At 48.7% G+C, this 23,488-nt stretch carries 21 protein-coding genes and 6 tRNA genes; all 27 read right to left on the reverse strand.

The window, feature by feature from the left end:
- Positions 1-19: 19 nt before the first annotated feature.
- The 27 genes from AAIH57_RS26850 to AAIH57_RS26980 all read right to left on the reverse strand — a co-directional run bounded on the left by AAIH57_RS26850 (position 20) and on the right by AAIH57_RS26980 (position 23,488).
- On the reverse strand, positions 20-979 hold the full coding sequence (locus tag AAIH57_RS26850) for a sugar phosphate isomerase/epimerase family protein (protein WP_430023651.1): 960 nt from the start codon (positions 977-979) through the stop codon (positions 20-22).
- A 54-nt stretch (positions 980-1,033) separates the two neighbouring features.
- The gene (locus AAIH57_RS26855) at positions 1,034-1,906 is read right to left on the reverse strand and encodes a carbohydrate ABC transporter permease (RefSeq protein ID WP_175394319.1); all 873 of its coding nucleotides are present in this window, start codon (positions 1,904-1,906) and stop codon (positions 1,034-1,036) included.
- 69 nt (positions 1,907-1,975) lie between these two features.
- Complete coding sequence (locus tag AAIH57_RS26860) at positions 1,976-2,872, reverse strand: ABC transporter permease (protein ID WP_175394318.1); 897 nt, start codon at positions 2,870-2,872, stop codon at positions 1,976-1,978.
- A gap of 116 nt (positions 2,873-2,988) precedes the next feature.
- Entirely contained in the window at positions 2,989-4,593 is a 1,605-nt protein-coding gene (locus AAIH57_RS26865) for an extracellular solute-binding protein (protein WP_430023652.1), read from the reverse strand.
- Between the two features lie 456 nt (positions 4,594-5,049).
- A complete protein-coding gene (locus tag AAIH57_RS26870) occupies positions 5,050-7,299 on the reverse strand; it encodes a helix-turn-helix domain-containing protein (RefSeq protein WP_430023654.1) in 2,250 nt (749 codons plus the stop codon).
- 258 nt (positions 7,300-7,557) lie between these two features.
- Complete coding sequence (locus AAIH57_RS26875) at positions 7,558-8,505, reverse strand: ribose-phosphate diphosphokinase (protein ID WP_175394315.1); 948 nt, start codon at positions 8,503-8,505, stop codon at positions 7,558-7,560.
- Positions 8,506-8,587: 82 nt separating this feature from the next.
- Positions 8,588-9,412: a histidinol-phosphatase HisJ gene (gene hisJ, locus AAIH57_RS26880; protein ID WP_430023655.1), complete on the reverse strand. Its 825-nt coding sequence runs from the start codon at positions 9,410-9,412 to the stop codon at positions 8,588-8,590.
- Positions 9,413-9,423: 11 nt separating this feature from the next.
- A complete protein-coding gene (gene hisIE, locus AAIH57_RS26885; RefSeq protein WP_430023656.1) occupies positions 9,424-10,152 on the reverse strand; it encodes a bifunctional phosphoribosyl-AMP cyclohydrolase/phosphoribosyl-ATP diphosphatase HisIE in 729 nt (242 codons plus the stop codon).
- Positions 10,145-10,906, reverse strand: a complete 762-nt coding sequence (gene hisF, locus AAIH57_RS26890; protein ID WP_175394312.1) for an imidazole glycerol phosphate synthase subunit HisF — start codon at positions 10,904-10,906, stop codon at positions 10,145-10,147. Before hisF ends, hisIE begins: the two co-directional genes overlap by 8 nt.
- A 27-nt stretch (positions 10,907-10,933) precedes the next feature.
- The gene (hisA, locus tag AAIH57_RS26895; RefSeq protein WP_095292978.1) at positions 10,934-11,668 is read right to left on the reverse strand and encodes a 1-(5-phosphoribosyl)-5-[(5-phosphoribosylamino)methylideneamino]imidazole-4-carboxamide isomerase; all 735 of its coding nucleotides are present in this window, start codon (positions 11,666-11,668) and stop codon (positions 10,934-10,936) included.
- Positions 11,669-11,808: 140 nt separating this feature from the next.
- Entirely contained in the window at positions 11,809-12,435 is a 627-nt protein-coding gene (gene hisH, locus AAIH57_RS26900) for an imidazole glycerol phosphate synthase subunit HisH (protein ID WP_430023657.1), read from the reverse strand.
- A gap of 3 nt (positions 12,436-12,438) precedes the next feature.
- Positions 12,439-13,068 carry an imidazoleglycerol-phosphate dehydratase HisB gene (gene hisB / locus AAIH57_RS26905; protein ID WP_217506307.1) on the reverse strand — a complete coding sequence of 210 codons (630 nt, stop codon included), beginning with the start codon at positions 13,066-13,068 and terminating at the stop codon, positions 12,439-12,441.
- Complete coding sequence (gene hisD / locus AAIH57_RS26910; RefSeq protein WP_430023658.1) at positions 13,061-14,365, reverse strand: histidinol dehydrogenase; 1,305 nt, start codon at positions 14,363-14,365, stop codon at positions 13,061-13,063. Before hisD ends, hisB begins: the two co-directional genes overlap by 8 nt.
- Positions 14,366-14,399: 34 nt before the next feature.
- Positions 14,400-15,101, reverse strand: a complete 702-nt coding sequence (gene hisG, locus AAIH57_RS26915) for an ATP phosphoribosyltransferase (RefSeq protein WP_430023659.1) — start codon at positions 15,099-15,101, stop codon at positions 14,400-14,402.
- A gap of 1 nt (position 15,102) precedes the next feature.
- Positions 15,103-16,329, reverse strand: coding sequence for an ATP phosphoribosyltransferase regulatory subunit (locus AAIH57_RS26920; protein WP_430023660.1), 1,227 nt, complete (start codon positions 16,327-16,329; stop codon positions 15,103-15,105).
- A 464-nt stretch (positions 16,330-16,793) separates the two neighbouring features.
- Positions 16,794-17,327: an acyltransferase gene (locus AAIH57_RS26925; protein ID WP_175394307.1), complete on the reverse strand. Its 534-nt coding sequence runs from the start codon at positions 17,325-17,327 to the stop codon at positions 16,794-16,796.
- Complete coding sequence (gene ppaX / locus AAIH57_RS26930; RefSeq protein ID WP_175394306.1) at positions 17,324-17,980, reverse strand: pyrophosphatase PpaX; 657 nt, start codon at positions 17,978-17,980, stop codon at positions 17,324-17,326. Before ppaX ends, AAIH57_RS26925 begins: the two co-directional genes overlap by 4 nt.
- Before the next feature lie 6 nt (positions 17,981-17,986).
- Positions 17,987-19,024, reverse strand: coding sequence for a prolipoprotein diacylglyceryl transferase (lgt, locus tag AAIH57_RS26935; protein ID WP_175394305.1), 1,038 nt, complete (start codon positions 19,022-19,024; stop codon positions 17,987-17,989).
- Between the two features lie 143 nt (positions 19,025-19,167).
- Complete coding sequence (gene hprK / locus AAIH57_RS26940) at positions 19,168-20,106, reverse strand: HPr(Ser) kinase/phosphatase (RefSeq protein ID WP_175394304.1); 939 nt, start codon at positions 20,104-20,106, stop codon at positions 19,168-19,170.
- A 286-nt stretch (positions 20,107-20,392) separates the two neighbouring features.
- Positions 20,393-21,517 carry an ABC transporter ATP-binding protein gene (locus AAIH57_RS26945; protein ID WP_062326717.1) on the reverse strand — a complete coding sequence of 375 codons (1,125 nt, stop codon included), beginning with the start codon at positions 21,515-21,517 and terminating at the stop codon, positions 20,393-20,395.
- Positions 21,518-21,620: 103 nt separating this feature from the next.
- A complete protein-coding gene (locus tag AAIH57_RS26950) occupies positions 21,621-22,814 on the reverse strand; it encodes a PucR family transcriptional regulator (protein ID WP_430023661.1) in 1,194 nt (397 codons plus the stop codon).
- Between the two features lie 159 nt (positions 22,815-22,973).
- Positions 22,974-23,046 (reverse strand) — tRNA-Lys (locus AAIH57_RS26955).
- A 7-nt stretch (positions 23,047-23,053) separates the two neighbouring features.
- Positions 23,054-23,139: transfer RNA gene (locus tag AAIH57_RS26960), tRNA-Tyr, on the reverse strand.
- 12 nt (positions 23,140-23,151) lie between these two features.
- Positions 23,152-23,224 (reverse strand) — tRNA-Phe (locus tag AAIH57_RS26965).
- 20 nt (positions 23,225-23,244) lie between these two features.
- Positions 23,245-23,322 (reverse strand) — tRNA-Asp (locus AAIH57_RS26970).
- Positions 23,323-23,331: 9 nt separating this feature from the next.
- Positions 23,332-23,407: transfer RNA gene (locus AAIH57_RS26975), tRNA-Thr, on the reverse strand.
- A gap of 5 nt (positions 23,408-23,412) precedes the next feature.
- Positions 23,413-23,488 (reverse strand) — tRNA-Val (locus AAIH57_RS26980).

Here is a 23,488-nt window from a genome sequence, read left to right on the forward strand (position 1 = left end):
GCGCGGTCTGTTTCCGTCATCATATTCCCTCCCTTGCCCCATCCATCTTCTTCATCAGCAGTTCATGACTCTGGTGAATTTCTTCTGGTGTGCAGGCCGATTTCAATTCATACACCTTGACCCTTGCTCGGCGGATCATGGGCAGGTAGGCATCGTAGAAACTCATGTCCTTACTGTGTACATACGGACACCAGTGGTCCGAAAGGCCAAGTGTCTCATGAATATGAACGCCTACAATCTCATCCATCAGCCCTTGCATTTCACCAACGCTGTCATAGAGACCCAAGCGATCCATCATGATGGCATGCCCGGTATCATACCAGATGCCGACCGGAGCTCCATGAAGAGCCTCAATAATGGTCTTGGCTTCAGCCAGCGTAGGAATCTGCTGAGGTCTGGAGCGGGTCTCGATACCGAATTGGACATTCAGACCTTTAGCAGCAGCCTGATTGCATACTTCATCCAGACTGTGGATGATCTGCTGTACGTAGCCGGAGCTGAGTTCCTGCCGCCGTTCCATGAATTCCTCCCATTTCCTGCGATACTTTGAAGAATCTCTCCCCTCGTCGTTATACAGCTGTCCAAGCTCCTTGCTGATCTCCTCAGGGATGGGGACCTCACCGGGGTGTACAACAACCGCTTCTGCACCATAACGGTGGGCATACTCTGCCGAACCGACAAGCAGCTGAATGGCCTTTTGACGTTTGGTTTCATCCTCAAATCCGAGCAACACCGAGTCTGTACCATAATCCGGATCTGCGACATGAGGAAATGTATTGTGAACACTGGAAATGCCAATCTCCCCGCGCTCAATCATCGGCTCAATGGACCTTAGCATTTCCTTTGTTACATTGTAGTTAAGTTCAACACGGCGGAAGCCAAGCTCGGCAATTTCCCGGATCATGGCTTCTCCCACCTGATGACGCTTAATGTTCCAGCATGTCGAAAACGAATATTCACCCTTGTCTTTTTGCTGCATACGAGCCCACTCCTCCTTCCACTGTTGCAACATATAAGTTTAATTGGCTTCGAATCACCCTTTTACTGCTCCAAGCATGGCACCACTGACAAAATATTTCTGCAGCCATGGATAGACGAGCAGGATCGGTACTGTAGCAAATATAACCGTCGCAGCCTTAAGGCTTTCCGGTGTGAGTGGCGCACGGTTGGCACCCTCCATCTGTGTCAGTTCGCTCACCATATTGTTCTGCACCATTTGGAACAGCTTGAGCTGCAGTGGATACAGCTGCGGATCGTTAATATACATTAGGGAATCCTGGAATCCATTCCAGCGACCCACCGCATAGAAGAGAGACAAGGTAGCCATCACCGGCATCGAGAGTGGAAGTATGATTTTAAACAATGTATGAATGTGCGAGCTGCCATCAATCTCTGCCGACTCCTCCAGACTCTCTGGAATGCCATTGAAGAAGGAGATCAGGATAATCAGGTTAAACGGACTGACCAGTCCCGGCAAAATCAGTGCCCATACCGAATTCAGCAAGTGCAGATCACGAATCAGCAAATACTCTGGAATGATGCCTCCGCTGAAGAACATCGTAATGATGATCACGTACATAAAGAGCTTGCGGCCCTTCATCTTTTTCTTGGTCAGCGGGTATGCGGCAGCAATGGTAAACACCATGCATAGCACCGTAGTCGCAATCGTCAATAGTGTAGTGTAACCAAGGGAATAGAGCATGGAATGGTCGGAAAACACTTTGACGTATGCATCCCAATTGAACTCCTTAGGAAACAAGGTCACTTCTCCAGATGTGATTGCACGGTTGGAGCTGAATGATATCGCAATCGTGTGCAGGAAAGGAGCCAGACAGAACACGACAAACAAGGTTATAAAGGAGACATTAACGATATCAAAAATCCGATTTGAGGTGCGTTCACTCATATGCGCACAACTCCTTTACTGATGGTCTACAGAATAAGCAGGTTTTTGTCCTTTGTACGTTCTCTTCCTCTACAAAATCCCTTCACCCGTAACCTTTTTCGAAATAAAGTTGGAGCCTAGCACGAAAATAAGACCTACAACCGCCTGGAACAGTCCGACCACGGTTGCCAATGTGTACTGTCCGGATTCCAGACCCATCCGGTATACGAAGGTGCTGAGTACATCTGAATATTCACGCACCGCTGTGTTCCCGATAATATAAGGGCGATCAAATCCAATCGTGACCATGTGCCCCAGATTAAGAATAAGCAAGGTTACAATCGTCGGTTTGATGCTTGGCAAGGTAATATGCCAGATCTTTTTAAGACGCGTTGCTCCATCAATCTCAGCTGCTTCAAACAGTTCCTTGTTCACGCCGGTCAGCGCAGCAAGATACAGGATGGTTCCCCACCCAGCGCTTTGCCAAACCCCGGTAAACAGGTAGGTTACAAGCCATGGATTTTTCTCCGTCAAAAATGGAATGGGGTTCAGCCCCATGCTCTCCAGCACACCGTTCACCATACCGGATTGGTTACCGAACAGCTGGTATACGATTCCCCCGATAATCACCCATGAAATGAAATGAGGAATGTAGAGAATGGTCTGCGACAATTTTTTGAACCATTTAAACCGAATTTCATAAAGCATGATTGCCAAAATGATTGGAGCAGGAAACGATACGATCAGATCAAGGAAATTGAGCATAAAGGTATTGCGCAGGGTGGTGTAGAAATCCCGCATCGCGAATACCTCGCGAAAAGCATCAAAACCGATCCATTCACTGCCGCCAATGCCCTGAAACAGGTTGAAATCCTTAAAGGCGATCTGTACACCGTACATCGGTCCATAGCGAAAGATCACGAAGTAAATTAGGGGTAGGGAAATCAATGCGTACAATTGCCAGTACCTCTTCAAGTATGGGGTCATGTCTATCTCCTCCAATCCGCGAGGACACGCAGTGCCGCCTAAGTTGACGGCACACGTCCCTTCAGAAATTATGCGGTAACTTCAGTACGTTGTATCACTTGTTGTTGTAAAGGTACTTATTTGGCAGCAAGCTCCTGAACCGCCTGCTCAAGTTCTTTCTTCAGCGCTTCGCCGCCAAGTGACATGTAATCACTCATTTCACGCTCATAAACCGCTTCAAATTCTTCCGGCTTCGCCATCGCTGTTTTGACAATAATGACATTGAGTTTATCTTTGAGTGCCGTGCCGTATTTCATTTCTGCCTCAATTGGCTTATCGAAAATGATCGGTCCTACCGTGTCCGTATTGGCGATATCAATGGACTGCTTCAACATTTCCTGATTGTTCTGCGGGAATCCCAAGACCCAAGCTTTTTCATTCATGGCCTGGTCACCCACATTTTTGCCGTTCGAAATGATGGCCATATCCCCTGCATTGAAAAGGCGATCCTTGGCTTCCTGCGTAGCATCCTCTTTGACAACGGGAAGTCCATCAACCAGTTCATAGTTCTCACCTTCGACCCCACTAAGGATATCCCTCAGGTTATTGTCAGAAGCCATCCAGTCCAAATATTTAATGGCTTCCACAGCGCGTTTGCTGCTTTTAGGAATCATAATGTACATGCCGTTAGATCCATAGCGGGATTTAATATGTTTGTTATCTACATTCGCATTGGTGTATACATCAACCGGAACCAGGTTGCTTCCCTTCACATTTTTGCGCAGATTGTCCAAGGTTCCGTCCGCATAGAAGATGGCATCGACGTCTTCAGACCAGTAACCAATGTTACCATTCTGCACATCCTTAGCCAGTTGAGTTTTGTCTTCATCCAGACTGAAGTCTTTGCTGATCAAGCCTTCATTGTAGAGCTTGTTCATGAACTTCATGGCATCCTTGAAGCCCTCATGCAGAGGCAGCTCAAAACGCTGGGCGTATGTCAGATCACCACTTACCGGCTTGATGAAAGAGTAGATCAGGGTTTCAAACTGAGCTGGAGCCAGTGCCATGCCCATTGGAATGTTTTTGCTGCCAAGTTGACCAGGGTCTTTCTCTTTAAATGCTTTTAATGTCGTGTACAGTTCATCGGTTGTCGTAGGGACTGGCAATCCCAATTTATCCAGCCAATCCTGACGAATGTACGAGCTGTATCGGCCTGTAATCGCACGTTTGCCTGGGATAGCAAACTGCTGGCCTTCCAGTTGGCCAAATTTTAATGTATCCTCGCCCAGAAATTTCTTCAGATTCGGACCATATTGATCCAGCAGTTCTCCGACATCCGTCAGACCTCCCTGCTGGGCATAGCGATAGAAAACACTTGAATCATATACAAAAACAATATCGGGAACATCGGTATTGCTGGCCATCAGAACATTTAGCTTCGTCACTTCTTCCGAACGCTGAATCGGTACGAATTGTACATCAATATTGTTCGGGTCACCGAATTTCTCCTGCACCAGTTTTGATAAGTAGTTGTTCGTAATGGTGTAAGGTGAAGGACTGTTACCACGATCAAACACTTCCACTTTCAAGGTGACACGCTCGCCATTGCCTGAAGCATTGCCGTCTGCCCCGCCTTGTTCCGATGCGGATGAACAGCCGGCCAGCAAGGAAACTCCCATTACCATCGTAAGCGCTAGCCCTACCCATTTCTTTAGACTCCCTTTGGTTGTTTTTCCTGTCATTTGTGTCATCTCCTTTGCCCTTGTGTGAATGGTTAAATCCTGCCCAGAGTATTCCATACCTCTCCTGACATTGGCAACAAACCCGTTTCGTAAACGCTTACATAAGGATAATGGTTTATCCCTAGTGACGATTTTCGTACACTGACTATTTTCATCACGCCCTTGTCCTATGCGAGCAGCCAGCGCTACTTGGCACTGTCACAGCCCAACTCACCTGCATTCGGACCACAATAAACCATTTTCACACACTGCCTATATTCGTGATCGTGCAACAAACAGGAATAATTAGGATTCTTCCGCCAAAGTAATAAGCTTCGGTCAGAATTAGGTTCGTTTTAACAGCAAAAGGGCGGATTCCCTGCATGACGCTCTCCCGGCGGAGAGCGCCTGCACGAATTCCGCCCTGTGCATATCCAGATGTAATAAACTGTTTATCTGATTATCTCTTTCTCTTCATCATTCGTCTGCTGGATGCTCCCGCTTTAATCGGCGATAATCCCCTGGCGTAATACCTGCCACCCGCTTGAATACACGGCCAAGCGTAATTCCATTGGCATATCCGACCTTTAAGGCAATGTCCTGCAGTGAAAGATCGGTATTGATAAGAAGCCGCTCGACTTCCTTCATCCGCAGCTCGGTTACGAAGTCTACAAACTTCATGTTAAACTCGGTTTTGAACAAATAACTGGCATGTTTTCCTGAAATCTGGAATCGGTCGCTCAGATGCTTCAGCGAAAGATCCGGATTCGCAAATTGTTCTTCAATATACGTTTTCATCTCATTGACCAGTGCCCTATAACTCTTCGTTTCGGTTACAGATACATAGGTTCTGAACAGATCGGTCAGGTCATCGAACAGGATGGTTTTAACATCCTCCAGGGTCTCGGCCTCTTCCATCGACTTTAACCACTTGTTCATGTTATCTTCTGATAATTTCTCCTGTAATTCCTCCGACATCATCGCCACTTCGCGGCGAAGCATCTGCAGCATGGCCTCGATTAAGGAGAGTATGTCGTCATCGGGCAGCATATTACGCTCAAACGCTGTGAAAATCTCCTCCAGTTGATCCCGCCACTGGCCGCTCGACATTCGAAATCGCTTCACAAAGTCGGCTATCATCTGCAAATACGCGTAGGTCTCCAGCAATTGCTGAGATGTATCACCAGACCCGGCAAGAACCACATCCCCATTCATCAGAAGCTTGCGCTGCATTACGGCTTCGGCAGCTGTATACGATTCCCGGATCGCCCTCATTCCCTCAGCAATCGGCCCGATCCCGAAGCTGAGGGAGATGCGGAGATTTTGTTCTACCCAGGACCTGAATTCTTCCGCTACTGCACGAATCTGTTTTGTCATATCTTCACTATGCGTTGTGGACTGAAAAAGTATTGCAATACGATCCGCACTCATCCACTCCATCCAGCACTGCATCCCTGTATTGCGTGTAAGTTCCTGCAGAACGTTCATGAGTGCGAATTTTAACGTATTTTGCTCGCCTCGCGTATATCGTTCCTGGAACCCCTTCTCATAACGATTGATTTCACCCAATACAACAGTAAAACGTGATGATTGATCAACGTCTGTTAACGGGGAAAGCTCCTTCAATCGTTCTGTGGCACGATCCAAATGCTCGCCTTGCAGCAGATCATTGAACAGCTTGCTGCGCTGAAGCAGCGCATTTTCCCTGCTTTTCTCGTCATAATCCATCATGTGGTTGATCAGGTTTTCCAGCACACCATCAATCAACTTCATTTCATCAACACGTGAGCCTGATTGCTCCAATGCCCTAATCTGATGGGCCTCAATTCGGTTCATGATGATCTGAATGGGTTTATAGTTGCGACGTGTAATATAGACAATATAAATGATGGCGCAGACGACGGTAAGGGCTGCGATGAACACCCACACGTAGGAAATTACCGATACCCAGCCAAACAGATTCCCCTCCTTAATGCCACTATGGAGCGTCCATCCAAGTCTTTCGAGGTAAAGAGTATTTAATTGTTTTCCTCCCTCAGCACCATCACTGTCTGAATGCGCATTATATACAGTCTCACCCTTTTGATCCAGGACGGTCATGAAGGAAAGCTGTCCATTGACCATGCTGTCGATACTCTGCTCAATACTGCTCATTTTGATATTAATAACAAGCACACCATCGGTGCCAAAAGGCAGGGGCATGTCCTTGTTAACCGTGAGCACACGGATAGGGGTACGCTGAACCGATTCAACATCGTATACCCTGATGGGCTGCCAACCTGGCGTGAGAGAGCCAGACCTAATTTGATTGATCCATTCCCGATCTGCAAAGCTGTCTATTTCCCTTGATCCGCTTGACGTTAAAGCGCTATCATTTTTCTTGTCATATAAATATATGGATTGAATCCACGAGGAGGAATTCGTTAGTTCCCGCAAACTCTGAGCAATGGTATACACTGTATCCTTGCTTGGCTGTCCTTGATTGTTGAAATAAAGCTTATAGGCCTGTTCACTCTGTACCGCCTCTGTTACCGACAGTTCAATATCGCGAATAGTGCGGTCCAGGCTGTCCGCCAGATAACTGGAGGAGATACGGTCTGCCTTTCTCGTTTCCTCCCTGGAGATGTCATTAATGAAAACAAAAGCGATAAAAATGAGTATGGTCACGGTAAGAAAAAAAATAGGAAAGTACGAAAACAGTAACCGATAATACCAAGTACGGGACAATAGACCCCACTCCTCACTCCACCATGCCAATATATATCAGCCGTGGTTCTACTGTTCATCACATTTTATGCTGTCATCCCTCTGGGGTTGGCGCACTCTCGATAACTCCGATAGATACAATTTGATGTTATTATAGCACAAGCTTCAGAACAGCCAAGTAAGGAATTACAGCAGCAATGGATTCAGGTACAAAAACAAAAAAACCGTGCTGAGCAGCTAACTACTCAAACACGGACCAGCCAATCTGGATGAACATACTTAGATGCCCGAATCCTTAAACAGTGTAGCCATGGAACCGCCATCCACAATAATGCGAACCGCTCGTGCCAGCATCGGGGCAACAGGCAGCACTTTGAAGCATTCTGGATGGTCATCCGGCAGCGCAATGGAATCTGTGACAACAACCTCGGCAATAGATGGATGATTAAGCTTGCTCAGTGCACCATCTGAGAATAGACCGTGTGTTGCACATACATATACATTTTTGGAACCGCGTTCCTTTAACCCTTCCACAACATTCAAAATCGTTGTTCCGGTATCAATCAAATCTTCAATGATAATCGGTGTCCGTCCTTCTACATCTCCAATCACATGTGTAATGATGGATTCGTTGTGGCTCGGACGCTTTTTGATCATAATGGCAAAAGGGGAATCCAATCGATTCGCCAGCTTCTCCGCCATGGAAGCCCGTCCTGCATCCGGGGATACAACTACCGGATTTTCGATACCTTTGCTGAGCAGGTATTCACTAATCAGATCAAGCGATGTCATATGATCGACAGGAATATTGAAGAAGCCCTGAATCGCTGCCGCATGCAGATCGATCGTCACTACCCGGTTGGCGCCGGCTGTGGTTAAAACATCCGCCACCATCTTGGCCGAGATCGGCTCACGCGGTGCAGACTTACGCTCCTGACGGGCATATCCGTAATAGGGAACAATAATGTTTACTGTGCGGGCGGAAGCCCTTTTGGCCGCATCAATCATAACGAGCAGCTCAACAAACAGCTCATTAATTGGATGAGACAGTGACTGTACCAGAAACACATCGCAGTTACGGATGGTTTCTTCGTAATGAACGTATATTTCTCCGCTCTTGAACCGGGACAGCTTGATCTTGCCCAACTGTACACCCAGCTTATCACATACCTGCTCTGCCAGCTTGGGGTTCGATGAACCGGAAAAAATACGTAACGACTGTTGCATAATGCCCCTCCCGAGGGTTAATGTCCCTATATAATCCCTTATTGTACAAGGTTATTTCCTAACCTCATTATACCCCACTGTCTTATACATTTAAAGGAACGAACGAGCGGCGACGGCTTTCAAAAACAGCAACCTCCGTACAGCCCAGCTCATGTAGGAGTTTTTCGGCTTCAGGCAAATGTTCACCCAGTTTCAGTGGATCGTGTGCATCGGAACCAAGTGTGAGAGGAATCCCCAGCTTAATGGCCTCCGTGAGCATCCGGCTGCCAGGAAACATCTCAGCGCATGGCTTCGATAATCCGGACGCATTAAGCTCCATGGCGCAGCCGCTCTTCGCTATGGCTTGCAAAGCAGCATCTTCCAGTGCTATGCGCTCTTCCGTCTGCTCTGGTGATGGAGCGAAACCAAACCGCTTGATGACGTCTGTGTGCCCCATAATATCGTACATGCCTGTTGCAGCTGCTTTACATACGGCATCATAATATTGACGGTATACTTCCAGAACATCTTTGCCTTCCCAGTGATGGGTCTGGCGGAAGTCGGTAATATCCCATTCCCCGAGAAAATGAACCGAACCGATGACATAGTCCCATGGATAACGCTCAATGATTGACCGGATTTCGTTCTCCCAGCCTTCGATGTAATCCCCCTCCAGACCAACGCGTACATCAATCTGTCCGCGATACCGCTCTTTCAGGGAGAAACACTCCTCCACATATCGAGGCAGCTCGTCCATAGGCATCGCCATTTCGGGATAATAACTGGCCGGGTCTACATGCAGCAAAGGCATGTGATCAGACAGCCCAATCTGGGACAATCCAATCTCCACGCCCCGCTGCACATACGCCTCCAGCTTGCCCACGGCATGACCGCAGCGCTCATGGTGTGTGTGATAATCTATGCGCACTGGAGTACCCCCTAATCGCGGCGAGGCCGTTCATGACGGCGGCTCAGCTCGGCCATAATGTCGTCCAGCGGCAGCTTGCGCTCTTGCAGCAGAACGAGCAAGTGATACATCAGGTCACTGACCTCCAGACGAAGCTCGTCATTATCTTTATTTTTGGCAGCGATGATGGTCTCGGACGCTTCTTCACCGATTTTTTTCAGTATTTTATCAACGCCCTTGTCAAAAAGGTATGTTGTATACGCGCCCTCCGGACGTTCACGTTCACGTTCAGCAATGACGGATTCAAGTTCAGCGAGCACATCGAAGCGACCTTCCGCTTGTGGACCTGCAGAGTTTGCATTTGCTTCTGTTCCGTCTTGTTCTACAGATTTCTGAGGCAGTCCCACGATTTCATTGTGGAAACAAGTTACCTCTCCCGTATGACAGGCAGGCCCGTTTGGTTTAACCTCCACAAGCAGCGTGTCACCATCACAATCATATTTCAGTGAAGTAATTGTCTGAACATTTCCCGAGGTAGCACCTTTGTGCCACAGTTCCTGACGTGAACGTGACCAGAACCAGGTTTCTCCGGACTCCAGGGACAATTTTAGCGACTCCCGATTCATGTAAGCCATCATCAATACTTGGCGTGTCTCGGCATCCTGCACAATCGCAGGTACCAGCCCGTCACTCCAGCGAATGTGCTCTACAACCTGCTCCAGGGATAAGCGCTCCCTGATCTCGTTACTTACATTACTCACGGATCTCCACCCCTTGTTCTCTCAAATGTTGTTTTAACGCCGGAACGGCGATTTCTTTATAATGAAATATCGTTGCCGCGAGTCCGGCATCTGCTTTGCCCGCCGTAAACACATCGTAGAAATGGGATTCCTTGCCCGCGCCGCCTGAAGCAATAACAGGAATACGCACCGATTCGGATACAGCCGCAGTCAGCTTCAGATCGAATCCATCTTTGGTTCCGTCCGCATCCATGCTGGTCAGCAAAATTTCACCTGCTCCCAGGGCTTCTGCCTGTTTCACCCATTCCAAAGCCTTGATTCCTGAAGGTTTCCGTCCCCCATGAGTGTAGACCTCCCACTCACCCCAGGCTTCATTGTACTTGGCGTCTACCGCCACCACGATACACTGGGAACCGAAGCGGCGAGCCCCATCGGCAATCAGCTGAGGGTTTAGCACCGCAGCCGTGTTGACTGCAATTTTGTCCGCACCCGCACGTAGAATGCGCTTCATGTCTTCGACTTTGGAGATGCCACCACCTACAGTAAAGGGAATGGCGATCTCGCCAGCGGTCTGCCGCACCACTTCCTCCATCGTTTCGCGACCTTCCACGGAAGCCGAAATATCGAGAAATACCAGTTCGTCTGCACCCTCACGGTCATACAGTGCCGCCAGCTCAACCGGATCACCCGCATCGCGGAGATTCACGAAGTTAACGCCTTTAACAACCCGGCCGTCCTTCACGTCCAGACAGGGGATAATTCTTTTTGCCAGCATACGCCTCTTCCTCTCTACCCGATTCCTTTACTTGTTAACTGCGCGCACCGCTTCGGACAGATCAATGCTGCCGGTATATAGCGCCTTACCAACGATTGCTCCTCCGATCCCATCATCCGCATGGCGGCTCAGACGAAGCAGATCATCCATAACACTTACACCTCCGGAAGCAATAACGTTACGTCCGCTCGCCTTGGCCAGAGAAACAATGGCTTCCACATTCGGTCCCTGCATCATGCCATCACGGGAAATATCGGTGAAGATAAACGTCTCGGCACCAAATGCAGCGAGTTCCTTCGCCAGTACTTCAGCCTGCACCTCTGAAGTTTCCAGCCATCCGCGAGTAGCCACATAACCGTTTCGGGCATCAATACCGATCGCCACTTTGTCTCCGTAACGTCCCAATACCTCTTCGGTAAACGCTCGATCTTCAATCGCCGCCGTTCCGATAATAAGTCGGCTGACCCCAAGACCCAGCAAGCGTTCTACATCAGCTACCGTACGTAGTCCCCCGCCTACCTGAACAGGCACGTTCACTGCGGATGCAATGCGCCCGATCAGCTCGTCATTTACGGGGTGACCCGCTTTTGCACCATCCAGATCGACCAGATGAACATATGTACCGCCTTGCTTCTCCCAAGAAAGGGCAACTTGCACCGGGTCATCATTATATACCGTCTCCTGATTGTAATCTCCCTGCACCAGTCTTACACACTTGCCGTCCCGGATATCAATTGCCGGATATATGATAAAAGATGACATACAAGGCCTCCTGATTTGTTCTTAATGGTTTATACAACTACATGAGTATTGCTGCTTAACTACAGGTTTCGGTTTGGATAAGACCACCCTATCCGTACCTGTGTTCAACTATGGCCGATCCCTGTCCAGAAAACCTCCACTTACCCCTGATCAAGCTTATCCGTCAGGGCAAGAAAATTACCCAGCAGCTTCATGCCAAGTTCACCGCTCTTTTCCGGGTGAAACTGCATGCCGAAATTGGTTCCTCTGCCGACAATGGCAGTAACCGGATGGCCGTAATCCGTGACGGCCAGCAGATCACTTTCCACTTCAGTACGTGCATGATAGGAATGGACAAAATAAACATGGCCGGCTTCAAGCCCACTGAAAAGTGGATTTTCCGGGTGAAGAAACTCCAGCCGATTCCACCCCATGTGAGGGACCTTCAATTCTCCTGGTGCGAAACGCACCACTTTTCCTGGCAAAATATCCAGCCCCGTATGCTCCCCATGCTCCTCACTGGAGCTAAAAAGCAGCTGCATGCCCAGACAGATGCCGAGCAGTGGCTTCGGTCCAGCTGCCGCTTCTTTCACTACAGCGTCCAGTCCGTTCTCCCGCAAATGCACCATTGCATCACCAAATGCACCGACGCCAGGCAGTATGACACCATCTGCACCCAAAATTGCTTCCCGGTCACCGGTCACCAGCGCTTCATAGCCAAGACGTTCGACCGCTTTGCCGACGCTGTGCAGGTTCCCCATACCGTAATCGACAATTGCAATCGCCATCGTCTACAGCACTCCCTTCGTAGAAGGCACACCTGTTACACGCGGATCAATCATCGTTGCTTCATCCAGTGCACGTCCCAATGCCTTGAAGATTGCTTCAATCATGTGATGTGTGTTCTGCCCGTAATGTACAATGACATGCAGCGTAATCCGCGCCTCCAATGCCAGTTTCCACAGGAATTCATGAACCAGTTCCGTGGAGAAGCTGCCCACTTGCTGGGATGGATACTCCGCACGATACTCGAAGTGAGGTCTGTTGCTTACATCAATGACGACTTGAGCAAGTGCCTCATCCATTGGTACAAAAACGCTGGCATAGCGTTTGATGCCCCGTTTGTCTCCCAATGCTTCACGAAGGGTCTGGCCCAGACAGATCCCGATATCCTCTACAGTGTGATGATCGTCAATATCAATGTCACCACGCGCCTGCACGTTCAGATCAAACTGTCCGTGCTTCGTGAACAGATCGAGCATATGGTTCAGGAAAGGAACGTCCGTCTCAATGGTCGATTGTCCGGTTCCGTCCACAGCAAACGCCAATTGAATGTTCGTTTCGTTCGTCTTGCGATCAACCTCTGCCTGGCGCACAGCACCTTTATTTTCAAGTTTCACACCATTATTCTGCTTATCCATTGTCCGATTCCGCCTTTCCTTCCTGTTCTAACCGTACAGCGATTGCACGGGCGTGTCCTTCAAGCCCCTCATGGCGGGCCAGTTCTATGATAGCCGCTCCGTTTTGGAGCAGCGCTTCCTTGCTATAGTAGATTAAACTCGATTTTTTAATAAAATCATCCACATCCACCGGAGAACTGAACCGGGCTGTTCCGTTGGTCGGAATAATGTGGTTCGGTCCGGCAAAATAATCTCCTACCGGCTCCGAGCTGTATGGGCCAAGGAAGATCGCGCCGGCATTTTCAATCCGGCCAGCGTAAGCCATCGGCTCCTGCACCAAAATCTCCAGATGCTCTGGTGCAAGCCGGTTCACCACATCGATTCCTTCATCAATGGAATCGACCACAATAATCGCGCCATACTGCTCCACAGATGCAGCAGCAATAGCCTTCCGCGGCAGCGCCTCAAGCTGGCGCTGCACTTCGGCCTGCACGGCTTCCGCCAGCACGGCCGAGGTCGTGACGAGAATGGCCGATGCCATCTCGTCATGTTCCGCCTGCGACAACAGGTCCGCGGCGACATACACCGGGTTCGCCGTTTCATCGGCGAGTACCACGATTTCACTCGGCCCGGCGATACTGTCGATATCGACCGCGCCGTACACTTCGCGCTTCGCGAGCGCCACGTAAATATTGCCCGGTCCACAGATCTTGTCGACCGGTGCAATGCTTTCCGTGCCGTAAGCGAGGGCGGCGATCGCCTGTGCGCCGCCAACCCGATACATCTCGTTCACGCCTGCTTCCGCAGCAGCCACGAGAATGTACGGGTTAATGCCTTCGCCACCGTTGGTCGACGGCGGCGTCACCATAACAATTTCCGGTACTCCTGCCACCTGTGCCGGAATCACATTCATCAGCACTGACGAAGGATACGCTGCTTTGCCGCCAGGCACATATACGCCGACCCGCTTCAGCGGTCGGATCACCTGGCCCAGCAGACTGCCGTCCGGCTGCCAATCCATCCACGAGTTGCGTTTCTGTTTCTCGTGGAACGCACGAATGTTAGCGGCGGCTTGTCGAATCGCCGTCACGAAGGAAGGCTCTACAGCAGCGTAAGCCGCCTGCAGTTCTTCCTGCGGCACCCGTAGTCCCGCGGCCGTCAGTTTGGTGCGGTCCAGCTGCTCGGTGTAACGCAGCAGCGCCCCATCCCCTTCGCGCCGAATGTCGCTGACGATGCGCCGGACCGTTTCGTTTTGCTCAGGTGTACCATACTCCACTTCACGCTTCAGATCAAATTCCCGTGCAGGTACAATTTTCATGCCCTCTACCTCCCTGGCCCTGTATTCCCGTCATCTATAAGTCGTAATCGGTTCCTCTAATCCTCTTGCCCGATGAACTTCCCTGAAGGTTTCCCGCCGAGATTTCATTGGGCGATGGAATGACCTGCTGTAGCGCATCGCATAATGCCTGAATCCGTCCGTTTTTCATCCGATAACTCACCCGGTTCGCAATAAGGCGGCTCGTGATATCCAGAATGCCCGTCATCTCAACCAATCCATTCTCGCGCAGTGTCTGTCCCGTCTCTACCAAATCGACAATCCGGTCAGCCAGCCCAATCAGGGGGGCGAGTTCGATCGAGCCGTTCAGCTTAATCACTTCCACCTGCTGCCCTTGTTCGCGGAAATATTGAGATGCAATTCTCGGATATTTCGTTGCCACACGCTGCTGAATACCTGGGGTCCAATCCGGCAATCCAATAACCGACATACGGCACTGTGCGATACCGAGATTGAGCAGTTCGTATACGTCCCGGTTCTCCTCAAGCAGCACATCTTTGCCCACAATCCCGATATCCGCCACACCGTACTCCACATACGTTGGCACGTCCACAGGCTTCGCCATGATGAACTCCATCCCGGCTTCCGGCACTTCAATGACCAGTTTACGCGTGTCGTCCACATCAACGGGAATATCCAGACCCGCTTCACGAAAGAGCTTGGAAGCTTTTTTATAGATCCGGCCCTTGGGCATGGCTACTTTCAAAATATCCGACATCTCAGCGTCCTCCTTGTTCAGCTTGATAGGTGATGACCTGCTCGTAGACGTTTCTTGCTGAACGCTCTGAGCTTGCCCCTGTTGATGCAAAAACCTCTGTTGTAGGTTCTGTTATTTCACGATCTGATAAAAGTTGAGTCACCACGTTTTGTCCGCTGCTGCGCAATCGGGCCGCTTCCGCCAGTGCTTCAGCTCGGCGTGCCTTGTTGTACTGGATAAGTACAGGCTTGTTCTCTTCCATCGTAATGCCATGTACGCCATCAATAATCCGGTTCGTTTTCAATGCAAATCCCGTTGCCGGAAGCGAACGGCCGAACTGCTGCAGCAGATTGTCGTAACGCCCCCCACTGCATACCGGCGATCCAAGCTCTGCCGCATAACCTTCAAATGTCATGCCTGTATAATAGGAGAAATCACCGATCATCGTCAGATCTATCAGTACGTGTTCGGATACACCGTATGCTTCCAGTACCTCAAACACAGCACACAAATGAGCAATCGATTGCGCTGCTTCTACGCTTGCGCTCAGTTCTGCTGCATGTGCACATACTTCTTTGCCACCGCGCAAACGCAGAATGGCTTCCAGTTGTTCTTTCAGTTTTGGCTCCAGATTAAGTTCCTCGATCGATTGACGATAGCCAACATAGTCGCGTCCAAGCAAACCTTCTTTTAGTGCGGCCTGTTGTACCGTCTGCCCTGGAATGACTTCTTCCAGCAAACCGTTTAGGAAACCCATATGACCCATCGCTATTTTAAAAGAAGACACTCCCGCTGCCTGCAGCGAGGCAATCGCGAGCGCAACCACTTCGGCATCCGCCTCAGGAGAGTCATCCCCCACCAGCTCTACGCCTGTCTGGAAAAATTCAGCCTCACGACCTGCTTCTTCTTCAATGGAGCGAAACACATTCGCATGATAGGACAGACGCAGCGGGAGCTGTTCATCTTTTAAAAGGGAAGATACCACTCGCGCAATGGGCGCCGTCAGATCCGATCGCAGTACAAGCGTTGTTCCACGGCTATTCAGCAATTTGAACAATTTGCGATCCGAGGTCGAACTCGCTACACCCACCGTATCGTAATATTCAATCGTTGGCGTCATAATCTGGCGATAACCCCAGCGTTCCATGCATTCCAGTACGTTCCGTTCAATCGTTCTCAGCTTGTTCACCACAAGCGGTGTATAGTCACGAAAACCTGTCGGTTTTTCAAAGCCTTTTGGTTTGGACATTGGTATCATTCACCCCGAGTCAGTAGTTTGGTTGTGGCACACTGCTTATTTCAGGCAGGATTTATGTATCGTAAATCCCCAATTTCTATCTTCTATTACCCTTGATAAAGGGATTCTGTGCGGATGCTGCCGGGCAGCCTTTCTTGATTCATTAATTGATGCTGAATTTATACTATCTCCAAATACTTTCATATGGTAAAGTGCTAACAAACTAAAGGATATGGGATATGATAACATGAATGACTCCACATCGTCAACAATACCATGCCCTTGCCAGCCTGCTGCGCCAGACAGCTTAACTTGTGCTGCAAGCCATGCCTACCGATATCTGTATACGAAAAAAGCTGCCTTCAGCAGCTTCTCTTCACCAACAGCACAGTTCTATTGTGCCTCTGTATAAAATGCATTTTGTACTATCCTATTTGTGCTCCCCTTCATGGGTCTACCCGTTGTCCGCTGCTACACTAATGGACACGCTCATCCGTTTTCACAAGCATCTCCATTTCAGAGGAGGCGGCCGTACGGGATAGCTCACGAAGCGGATTTCCACCGACAAATGCTCCCGGTGCCACATCCTTGTGAACGACTGCCCCTGCAGCAACCACAGCACCGTCCCCAATAGTCACCCCTGGCAGGATTGTCGTGTTGGCACCAATCAGCACATTTTCACCGATAATGACCTCACCCAATCCGTACTCTTTAATAAGATACTCATGTGCCAGAATCGTTGTGTTGTAACCAATGACGGAGTTCTCACCTACCGTAATCTTCTCCGGGAAAAATACATCCACCATAACCATTAATCCAAAGGCGGTATGTTTGCCCACCTTCATGCCAAGCATATGGCGATAGATCCAGTTTTTAACCGATAGAATCGGGCAATACCGTGACAACTGGATCCAGATAAAGTTACGAACACCCTTCCACGGACTTACCGTTTTATAGATATGCCAAAGTGCATTATGGCCTTCTACCGGATAGCGGGTGACTTTTCTCATGAACGTTCCGTTTCCGTACGGATCAGCGTAAGCAAGTCCCTCATATCGTGCAGCATGTAATCCGGACCATATTCGCTCAGTACCACTTCTCCCTTAAGGGACCAGGCAACGCCTGCCGCGAGTGCACCTGCATTTTTGGCAGATTGGATATCAACCGGGCTGTCACCAACCATCAGTGTTTTCGCTGGATCTGCACCCAGCTCCTCCATCGCTTTCAGCACAGGTTCAGCATGAGGTTTCGGATGCGTTACATCGGTTACCGTGACAATCGATTTCATATATTTCATCAGGTCAAAACGTTCCAGCACCTTAAGCGTGGATGGACGGATCTTGGTTGTTACCACTCCCATCACAATTCCGGCTTGATGCAAAGCCTCAAGAACCTCATTCACATGCGGAAATGGTCTTACCATCGCTTCATGATGGATATCATTATAAGCACGATACCCTTTTACATACTCGGCAACTTCCTCCTGTCCGGAGAAGGTACGCATCTGCTGCTCCAGTGTTCCTCCCATATGCGGGATGATCTGTTCACGTGTCCATGGGGCAGAATGCTCCCAGCCTTCCATCACATGCAGGAAAGAGCTGATTATCAGCTCATTTGTATCAATAATGGTTCCATCCAGATCAAATAATACCGTTTCGATCATGCTGCATTACTCCTTTTTATCCTCAGCTTGCTTCGTCTCCTCTTTAGAAAGACTTGGGCTAACCTTACTCTCTTTGTTGGCAACCGGGCCTGCTTGCGGCATATCATCCGATGATTCGGAAGGAACCTTGGACGATACAATGGGATCGCTATAACGTACATCAGCTCGGCCTGTCATTCTTCTCACTACAATAAATATGATAGCTGCGATAATGATGCCAATGGCAAGCAATTGTGATATTCTCACGTTACCGTAAGCTGGATCCAGATAGCCCTGTTCGAAACCCATTGCTGTCATTGGAGACCATAATCCGTTGACAAGCGACGCAAGCCACTGCGGTGCCTGGAAGCCCAGACTGTCGGTACGCAATGCTTCAATGAAGAAACGACCGATGGAGTACCAAATAAAGTAGGACATAAACAGTTCACCCGCACGCAGAAACTTCTGCCGGCGCAACACCAGTAACAAGACCAAACCAACAAGACTCCACATCGATTCATATAAAAATGCTGGATGATGGAATACACCTTCCACATTCATCTGGTTTACGATAAAGTCAGGCAAATGCAGTTTGTCCCGCAAAAAGGACTCTTCCACAGGCCCGCCGTAGGCTTCCTGGTTTACAAAGTTCCCCCAGCGCCCAATCATTTGTCCAACGATGAGTCCTGGCGCACAAATATCAGCCATACGCCAGAAATTGTATCCTTTGCGACGGAAGAAAATGACTGCACAGATGATTGCACCAATCAGCGCACCGTATATGGCAATACCGCCATTCCATATCTTAAAGACATCCCAGAAATTATCCTTATAATCATCCCATCGGAATGCTACGTAATATATACGGGCTCCGATAATGGCAGAAGGTACACCGAGCAGGACCATGTCCATAAACACTTCCTGCGGAATGTTGTACCTTTTCCCTTCCCGGATCACAAGCAGCAGCCCTACTAGTGCCGCTGTACCGAGAATAAGCCCATACCAGTGAACCTTTAACGCTCCAATGGAGAACGCAATGGGGTTCAACAGTAATAATGTGTCCATTCATTCACACTCCTATAAAATTCGCTTATCTGTATGCATGACCAAATGGGACCTGCTCCAATTTTCCGTAAGAAGTAGAGCAGGCCAAGTCTTGACCATGTTTTAAAGCATTTGAGTACATTTGATTCACACTTCAGATTCCCTTAGTCCATGTCTTCCATATCTTCCGAGATTGTTGCTGTCAGCTTGTTGGTGAATTGCAGAGCAGCATTAAGGCCCATTTGCTTGAGACGATAATTCATTGCTGCCACTTCAATAATTACAGCCAGGTTTCGTCCTGGACGAACAGGAATGGTTACCAGAGGTACGTCCGTATCGATAATTCGTGTTGTTTCCTCATCCAGACCGAGGCGATCATATTGCTTGTCTTGCTGCCAAGCCTCGAGACGAACGACCAGGGTAATCCGCTTATTGTTACGCACAGCCCCTGCACCAAACAATGTCATCACGTTGATGATCCCGACTCCCCGAATCTCAAGCAGGTGGCGGATAAGCTCAGGTGCCGTTCCGTGCAGCTGGAAGTCTGATGTTTGACGGATTTCAACTGCATCATCGGCAATCAGGCGGTGTCCACGCTTCACCAGTTCAAGTGCTGTTTCACTCTTACCAATACCGCTGCTGCCTGTAATCAGCATACCAACTCCATTCACATCACACAGTACACCATGAATCGTTGCCGTTGGCGCCAGTTTACCCTCAAGGAAACCGGTAATCCGGCTGGACAGGATCGTCGTAGCCATGTTGCTGCGAAGCACCGCCAGGTTCTGCTCCTCACTGATATCGATTAGTTCCTGTGGTACTTCCAGTCCACGAGTTACCAAGATACAAGGCGTTTCTTCCGTGCATAGACGCTGCATCCGGTCACGACGCTCTTCTTCAGGCAACATTGCAAAAAAGGCCAGCTCTGTTCTTCCAAGCAGCTGTACCCGTTCTTTGGGATGATATTCAAAATAACCTGCCATTTCCAGGCCAGGGCGGTTCAAATCGTCTACGGTAATCACTCTCTTCAAACCTTGAGATCCGGACACAACCTCAAGCTGGAACTGCTGCACCAATTCAGATACTTTCACTTTTTTCGCCATTTGTCTCTTCCTTTCAGCATTCGCTGCCTCTCTATGTACATCAGCACTTTTGCGTCAATTCCATTCCATTATTAGCGCATACATCTTGTTCATTTCAGGTTACAGATTCTATGAAGTAAAACCGACCTTCAAATAATCTTAAATGAATTCGGGGATGATTGCAATCGCGGACCACGGCCGTTCATGAATCAAAAAAGCCCCTTCCAGCAACAACGGAAGGGGCTCTGAATACAATGTATGATTGCGTTAACTGATGTTCCATCGGATCCGAGGAATCCCAGTATGATTAGTCTTGAAGGAGAACGTTCACTTCAGTCTCTTTGTCAAAGATATGAACTTTGTTCATGTCGATTGCCATTTTAACTGTGGAACCATCACGAGTGTTGGAACGTCCGTCTACACGTGCGATTGTAGTGTCGTTACCTACACCGCTCAAGTAGAGGAGCATTTCGTGACCCAAGTTCTCTGTTACGTCTACGTGTGTAGAGAATACAGAGTTCGGGGATGCTTCCAGGAATACTGGCTCTTCGTGAATATCTTCTGGACGAACACCCAGAATGACTTCTTTGCCAATGTATCCTCTTGATTTCAGCACTTGTGCTTTACCTTGCGGGATTTCAACGTCCACACCAGGAGCTACGAAATGCAGGCTAGTACCTTGCTCAGCCAATTTACCCGAGATAAAGTTCATTGTCGGGGAACCGATGAAACCTGCTACGAACAGGTTAGCCGGGTGGTTATACAGCTCTTCCGGAGAAGCTGCTTGTTGAATGATACCATCTTTCATAACGACGATCCGATCACCCATGGTCATGGCTTCGATCTGGTCATGCGTTACGTAGATAACAGTTGTTTCCAAACGTTTTGCAAGCTTAGTGATCTCTGCACGCATCTGACCACGAAGTTTAGCATCCAAGTTGGAGAGCGGCTCATCCATCAAGAAGACTTGTGGATCACGGACAATCGCACGTCCCAGAGCGACACGCTGACGTTGACCACCGGACAGCGCCTTAGGTTTACGCTCAAGCAAATGTTCGATATCTAGGATTTTAGCTGCTTCACGTACACGTTTGTCGATCTCGTCTTTTTTCACTTTACGCAATTTCAAACCAAACGCCATGTTTTGGTATACGCTCATATGCGGATACAAGGCATAGGATTGGAATACCATCGCAATATCGCGGTCTTTAGGAGCAACATCATTAACGACACGGTCACCGATATAGAGTTTACCTTCAGAAATTTCCTCAAGGCCTGCGATCATACGCAGTGTTGTTGATTTACCACAACCGGACGGACCTACCAGTACCAAGAATTCTTTATCTTTGATGTCCAGGTTAATATCAACTACTGTTGCTTTATCAGAACCCGGGTATTTTTTGAAAATATGCTCTAAACGTACACCAGCCATGATTGTTGCCTCCTCAGAAATCATTTTGTAATCGAATACATTTCGTAGTTTTATATTAACCCATCCATGTGATGTTTGACTATTCGCAAACTGCACAAAAATATCAGAGCTTTTTCGTCACTTTGTACATAAGGAGCAAAAGCCGCACCAGAACAGCACTTTCGAAGCTTCTCACATCATAGCCGATCTCCTGTTTGATCTTATCCAGACGGTAAATGAGCGTATTCCGATGGATGAAAAGGCGTTTTGCTGTCTCACTGACATTACAATCCAAACTAAAATAGGTCTCCAGCGTTGCAAGTGTCTCACTATCATCAAAGATCGTCGTATCCTTACCCGTTTCCTTGATAAAACGAAGACGCTGCTGCTCAGGAATACTCTCCACCAGACGCTCCAGGTGCAAATCCCATGGAAGATGGATATGCTGCGCTACGTGAAATGCCCTACCCAAGTGAATACTCTCATGAAGCAACGCTGTAATCGTCGACAATTGGTGCTCCGGAATACATGGCATGGATGCAGATAAATGGAACACACCCGCCCATTCGCTCGCTACCAGTTCGTATAACCCCAAACAAAACGCATTTAATAATTCTTTTCTTGCTTCAAGTGTATCCTCCTCGGCTTCACCCGTAACAATTTCCTCGTCACTCAGAAAGAGCCAGTCCTGTTCTCCCAGAGGAATTAGCAAAATTTCCTCGCCGAAATAACTTCCCAATAACTTGTTCAGTTCCTTCGAACGAATACGATGGGCATCCGGTGTCTCACATTGCAGCAAAAATGGGATCTTTTCAGATTGCAGTTCTTCCCTTATTGAAAATTGCGCCGGAATGTCCTCTGGCTGCGAAGGATGCTCAATCTTCTTCCGTAGCCACTGGCCCAGTTCAGCAAGCTGCTGCTCCCTGTTATTTTCATAAACTACAGGCTGTTCTTCAATGATCCGGTCTGCACTGTTAGTAATCAGCAGTTCGATTAAGCGCCTGGTCTCATTTGTTATGGAACCTGCAGAACATCCCCAGCACACTACAGTTCCTTCATTCTCGTTTATCCTAACTCTAAAATAGATGCGTTCCTCTGTTTTCAGGCTGTTCACATTTGCTAGTATACCTGAGCCTATCACCTTATCAGGTTGTTCTTCCTCTGCATCTTCCACCATAATCATCTTGCTTTGAGCACGGTCCTCACCGGTCAACTGCATTGCGGATTGATTCCACTCGTCTACCGTGATTTCATATTCGTCCAAGGACGTGCCGATAATGGATTCAATTTGTTCTTTAAGACCAAGTATGAGCTTCATATAATGAACGCCACCACTCTGCTTTTTTTCTACTATTTTATCATATCTTACACGATATCGCTTTTGATCCACATTGACCTGTCCTCAACGGCATAATGGATATATACAAAAAAAGAGTGATTAATCACGTTAATGATTAATCACTCTTCTCTAACAAGATGAGTCATGAAGGGCTCGAACCTTCGACACCCTGATTAAAAGTCAGGTGCTCTACCAACTGAGCTAATGACTCATAAAACTGGTGGAGGATGATGGATTCGAACCACCGAACCCGTACGGGAGCAGATTTACAGTCTGATGCGTTTGGCCACTTCGCTAATCCTCCAGGATTAAAAGGTGGCTCGGGACGGAATCGAACCGCCGACACGAGGATTTTCAGTCCTCTGCTCTACCGACTGAGCTACCGAGCCTTATTTAATTTTTAGATTAATGGCGGAACCGACGGGATTCGAACCCGCGATCTCCTGCGTGACAGGCAGGCATGTTAGGCCAACTACACCACGGTTCCAGGCATTAATGGTGCCGGCGAGAGGACTTGAACCCCCAACCTACTGATTACAAGTCAGTTGCTCTACCAGTTGAGCTACACCGGCGTATATGGTGGAGGCTGAGGGGCTCGAACCCCCGACCCTCTGCTTGTAAGGCAGATGCTCTCCCAGCTGAGCTAAGCCTCC

Source organism: Paenibacillus sp. MABNR03 (genome assembly GCF_050455445.1).
In the GTDB taxonomy this organism is placed as follows: Bacteria; Bacillota; Bacilli; order Paenibacillales; family Paenibacillaceae; genus Paenibacillus; species Paenibacillus xylanilyticus.

Coding starts and splice junctions, on each gene's coding strand:
- AAIH57_RS26850 (WP_430023651.1), bottom strand. CDS start 979: ATGCAGCAAAAAGACAAGGGTGAATATTCGTTTTCGACATGCTGGAAC.
- AAIH57_RS26855 (WP_175394319.1), bottom strand. CDS start 1,906: ATGAGTGAACGCACCTCAAATCGGATTTTTGATATCGTTAATGTCTCC.
- AAIH57_RS26860 (WP_175394318.1), bottom strand. CDS start 2,872: ATGACCCCATACTTGAAGAGGTACTGGCAATTGTACGCATTGATTTCC.
- AAIH57_RS26865 (WP_430023652.1), bottom strand. CDS start 4,593: ATGACAGGAAAAACAACCAAAGGGAGTCTAAAGAAATGGGTAGGGCTA.
- AAIH57_RS26875 (WP_175394315.1), bottom strand. CDS start 8,505: ATGCAACAGTCGTTACGTATTTTTTCCGGTTCATCGAACCCCAAGCTG.
- hisF (WP_175394312.1), bottom strand. CDS start 10,906: ATGCTGGCAAAAAGAATTATCCCCTGTCTGGACGTGAAGGACGGCCGG.
- hisA (WP_095292978.1), bottom strand. CDS start 11,668: ATGTCATCTTTTATCATATATCCGGCAATTGATATCCGGGACGGCAAG.
- hisH (WP_430023657.1), bottom strand. CDS start 12,435: ATGGCGATTGCAATTGTCGATTACGGTATGGGGAACCTGCACAGCGTC.
- hisB (WP_217506307.1), bottom strand. CDS start 13,068: ATGGATAAGCAGAATAATGGTGTGAAACTTGAAAATAAAGGTGCTGTG.
- hisD (WP_430023658.1), bottom strand. CDS start 14,365: ATGAAAATTGTACCTGCACGGGAATTTGATCTGAAGCGTGAAGTGGAG.
- hisG (WP_430023659.1), bottom strand. CDS start 15,101: ATGTCGGATATTTTGAAAGTAGCCATGCCCAAGGGCCGGATCTATAAA.
- AAIH57_RS26920 (WP_430023660.1), bottom strand. CDS start 16,329: ATGTCCAAACCAAAAGGCTTTGAAAAACCGACAGGTTTTCGTGACTAT.
- AAIH57_RS26925 (WP_175394307.1), bottom strand. CDS start 17,327: ATGAGAAAAGTCACCCGCTATCCGGTAGAAGGCCATAATGCACTTTGG.
- ppaX (WP_175394306.1), bottom strand. CDS start 17,980: ATGATCGAAACGGTATTATTTGATCTGGATGGAACCATTATTGATACA.
- lgt (WP_175394305.1), bottom strand. CDS start 19,024: ATGGACACATTATTACTGTTGAACCCCATTGCGTTCTCCATTGGAGCG.
- hprK (WP_175394304.1), bottom strand. CDS start 20,106: ATGGCGAAAAAAGTGAAAGTATCTGAATTGGTGCAGCAGTTCCAGCTT.
- AAIH57_RS26945 (WP_062326717.1), bottom strand. CDS start 21,517: ATGGCTGGTGTACGTTTAGAGCATATTTTCAAAAAATACCCGGGTTCT.
- AAIH57_RS26950 (WP_430023661.1), bottom strand. CDS start 22,814: ATGAAGCTCATACTTGGTCTTAAAGAACAAATTGAATCCATTATCGGC.